Annotated in this window: 2 protein-coding genes and 1 pseudogene; all 3 read right to left on the bottom strand. The window is 33.7% G+C overall.

What is annotated here, in order from left to right:
• A pseudogene (locus ACFILH_RS00030) lies at positions 1-981 on the bottom strand (hypothetical protein); the annotation flags it as partial.
• Between the two features lie 1,227 nt (positions 982-2,208).
• The gene (locus ACFILH_RS00035) at positions 2,209-2,409 is read right to left on the bottom strand and encodes a hypothetical protein (RefSeq protein ID WP_273791568.1); all 201 of its coding nucleotides are present in this window, start codon (positions 2,407-2,409) and stop codon (positions 2,209-2,211) included.
• 436 nt (positions 2,410-2,845) lie between these two features.
• Positions 2,846-3,125 (bottom strand): YadA-like family protein (locus ACFILH_RS00040; protein WP_375667167.1); only part of this gene is annotated, 280 nt, incomplete at its 5' end.

Below are 3,125 nucleotides of genomic sequence, written 5' to 3' on the forward strand. Positions count from 1 at the left end.
ATAGTCCTTTTCAGCTCCATTACCATTTTTATCAAAGACCTTAACTGTAAAAGTAGGAGCACTCCAGTTTCCATCTTTATAACCAGCACCACCGCCAAAATAGCCTGCAACTACATTGCTCATGGAATAAAGTTGAGAACCATTTATCGCATCAGTAGACACTGCTGTAATCGAACCAGCCTTAACACCTGTAAGAGTCCGAACTGCATTATCAACGTTTGCAATGCTTACCTTAGTTCCACTTACTTTTCCACCAATGCTAATAAGTCCTGTATCATCTTGCTTAACAAGACTATTACTTGCCACCTTAATATTTTCAATCTTTGCATCAAGATTCGTGAAAGAACTACTTACGCCAGTAAAGGCATCCGCAACACTCGTATAGTCCTTTTCAGCTCCATCACCATTTTTATCAAAGACCTTAACTGTAAAAGTAGGAGCTATCCAGTTTCCTTTTCTATCGTATCCAGCACCACCGCCAAAAGAGATCGCAGTACTGATGCCTTGGGAAAAAAGCTGAGAACCATTGACTGCATCATACGAGACTGGCGAAACCCAACCATCAGCAACACCAGTAAGAGTCCTCAATCCATGAGAGCTATTTGCGATAGTTATTCTATTACCACCTACGTCCGCACCAATTGTAATAAGTCCTGATGCATCTTGCTTAACAAACTTATCATACGTGGATTCAGCGACATAATTCTGCAAACCATACAACGCAGAAGCAACATCTCTATATATTTTACCTCTAATTATATAGGTTGGCGCAATACTTTTACGTATATTTGTACCTCCGCCAAAATACTGTTCTACATTACCCCAAAGATCACAAGCAAAAACAGGAGAAGCATTTGATAAAAAAGCAGCTACTGACACTAATGAAAGCGTTTTTATAAAAGGTAATCGATAAGACGAGCAAGAATTTTTTAAATTACTCACTGCTAGTGTGTGTGGTGTGGTATATAATATTTTTTTCATAATAAATCCTCTAAGTAAAAAAAACATATTAAAAACATTAAAAAGACATATTCCGGTGCTACTAAGCTCTAGAGGTAGTTTTTTCTTGTTTTATAAAAGATTAGGGTTGTCATAATGCGGAAGAGGACTATCTAAGATATCAATGAGGTTGTAGTCCACCTTGATTGATAGTCCGATTAATAAGGTTTATTTTCCCCTTTTAGGGGGGATTTTCTTTCTGTAGCAGAGCCTTTAAATTTAAAGGCGAAGAAAGGTGAAAGAAGTGTAGAAAAAACATGTTTGCGCGCTATTATTAAGTGTTGTGTGTTTAAGAGGCAATAAAGGATGTTTATTGCGCAAGGGAGTTAAGTTGTTTGTTGAGTAATTTAGAGCGTTTTTTGTAGGGTTATTGTGCTTTTGTCGTGAAAATAAGCGAGATACCCATGAGTTTTATATTTGTATCTCTTAAAGCTTTTTGAGATCAGACGATTGTGATTTTGTAATTTTTCCATAACTTACCGCACCCCGCTTTGCGAGAAGATTTCTAGTTTATTTTAATTAATTTTTCGCACTCTATACAGATTATTAAAAAATAGCAAGGAAAAAATAATTTAATTATTTTTTTATATTTTTATATAATGCGTCTTTCTGATTCTTGAAATAATTCTAGAATTCATAGCCTCATTGTTTACACTTTAGGCTTTTATAAAAGTGCTGGTGCATCGTTATGCTTTAAATATCCCTGTTGTGATCAAAGTGAGTCTTACTTAATCATTCCCGCTGCTACATACAAAGAAAATAATAAAAATGGAAAAAATGAGATTTTTTATTTCTTTAAGCATACCCCCTAGTGGATATTCCTATTAATAAAATTATAAACTGTACAGTTTTAAAATATTGTGCGATTACGCGTGCTCTATTAATTTATATAAAAACATCACTCTGCATTTGTAATTTTTTTTGTTAAAATGCTTCACTGTAACTAAAATTAGTCCCACTAAGATTATTATTACAAAATACATTGTTATAAAACTTTACAAGTATACTACTCTATGAGTTTCTGTGTAAAATATCACTTCTTTATAAAATTTTTACCCTTGTCTGATGAAACAAGGGCGAATGCGTTTTTTATTATTAATGCAGTGTTAAGTTTACTCCTGCACTTAACCCCCTGTAACCTCTTGCACTCGTGACAGATATATTAGAGCGAATCTTTCCATCTTCTGACATATAAACGGTTCCAATAGCTCAAGCCAATCGACTACGCCATAAACCACTACCAAAACAAAGACTTAAAGACCAAAGGATATTAAAATAACTTAAATTCGATACTTCTAAACCAACAGAGGATGCCTGTCTTGCTTCTTTCTGAGCTGTCTTAATATCACATCTTAATGCTTCAAATTTTGTATCCGTGTAAGATTTTGCATCATTAACAACATTACTCATTGCATTATACTATGGATTCAGAAAAACATTTATCTATATATTTTTTCGCATCATTAAAAACTGTCTTAATCTGCTGCTCACTGTCATGTAATTGATCACCTTTTATGGCATTATACAATCCAATAATAATCTTATCAGCAGTAGAATTATGCAAAATAAAATACCCCCTATCTTGTCATAAAAAACAATGCTGCATTCATTAATAATATTATTACAATATATTAAAAATAAATATCGATTACTCAAATAATTCCTTTTGGAGATGATAAATGATTTTTTCATATAAAATTTCATAATAAAAAATATATTTTTACTCGAAATACGCCCTTATCTTCTATTGCTATTCATTTATGATGAAAATAACTTTCCTTCTCTTTAAATGGCACATGTAACGCATTTGATAAGAGAAGGAAAATTTATTTCGAATTTTCTATTGTTAATTCAGTGTTACCCTAAATCCAGCACCTACCCCCCAATGTCCCCCAGAACTCGTTGCAGATACGTTAGAGCGAAATCTTCCATTTTCAGACATATAACCAGCACCAAGAGCAAGTGCAGATTGACTGCGCCATACACCCGTACCAAATGAAAAACTTAATTTTCCCGGTGTATCGTCATAGCTTAAATTAGATACTGCTAGACCAATAGCAGCAGCTTGTCTTGCTTCTTTCCGAACATCCTGAATAGCATAATTCAACGTCTCAAACTTTATATCC

The organism is Bartonella sp. CL435QHHD, from assembly GCF_042195095.1.
Taxonomy (GTDB): domain Bacteria; phylum Pseudomonadota; class Alphaproteobacteria; order Rhizobiales; family Rhizobiaceae; genus Bartonella.

What these genes read in the sequence shown, in the direction of transcription:
- ACFILH_RS00035 (WP_273791568.1), bottom strand. Translation starts at nt 2,409, where the DNA reads ATGAGTAATGTTGTTAATGATGCAAAATCTTACACGGATACAAAATTT.